At 72.7% G+C, this 667-nt stretch carries 2 protein-coding genes; both read right to left on the bottom strand.

The features are described 5' to 3' along the window. Positions 1-191 (bottom strand): hypothetical protein (locus ACS8YF_RS19785; protein WP_440851797.1); only part of this gene is annotated, 191 nt, incomplete at its 3' end. A 54-nt stretch (positions 192-245) separates the two neighbouring features. Beyond that, positions 246-667, bottom strand: a 422-nt coding sequence (locus ACS8YF_RS19780; RefSeq protein WP_440851796.1) for a hypothetical protein, incomplete at its 5' end; no start/stop codon positions are given.

The following is a 667-nucleotide window of genomic DNA, read 5'->3' as shown; positions in this document are numbered from 1 at the left end:
TCGGGCGCAGCGACCGCCTGTTCATCAGCGGCGGCAACCACGGCCGGCGCCTCGTTCGAGCCGGTCATCCCGGCCTCGAGCGCCTTGCCGGGGCGCACCCGCCCGCCGCCCAGCGGCCCGTCGGCGCGATACTGCCAGTCGGCCAGCCCGAGGGCGCGGAGATAATCGTCGCGACGTGCATCCGATGTCATGCGTCAGAGCCTAAACGGTTTGTCGGTTTTTGCCAGCCTCGGCATGCGCCCGGTTCAATGCCCGGCCCCGCAGCCGTGGCTCCCGCGATCACCGAGCTCGATCACCATGACCGACGTCTGCGGGGTTCCCGGTGACTGCCACAACAATCGCGCCCCGGCAAAGCGGCCAAGCACGGCATCGGTTGCCTGCGGGCGCACCAGCGCCAGCGGCGCGGACCCACCATCGCGCGCCGCGGCCCAACCACACAGCGCGGACACATCGCCGGCCATGAACACCGGACGGCCCAGCTCCGCGCGCCACAACGGTGCACCGACCGGCGCGAGCACGGCAATCGGGTGCGCCTGCAGCGGCGCCATATCCTCGGCCAACTGTCGGTCGTAGCCGCGCTGGGCAAGCAACTGCTGGGGTGCGGCCAGCCACAGCGCGCCGGCCGCGATCGCCGCGGCAAGCGCCAGCGATGCCGCGCCGGCCGGCG

Source organism: Salinisphaera sp. SWV1 (assembly GCF_052044155.1).
Classification (GTDB): domain Bacteria; phylum Pseudomonadota; class Gammaproteobacteria; order Nevskiales; family Salinisphaeraceae; genus Salinisphaera.
Note: the sequence above shows the minus strand (reverse complement) of the source record. Positions and strands in the feature narration are given on the sequence as shown.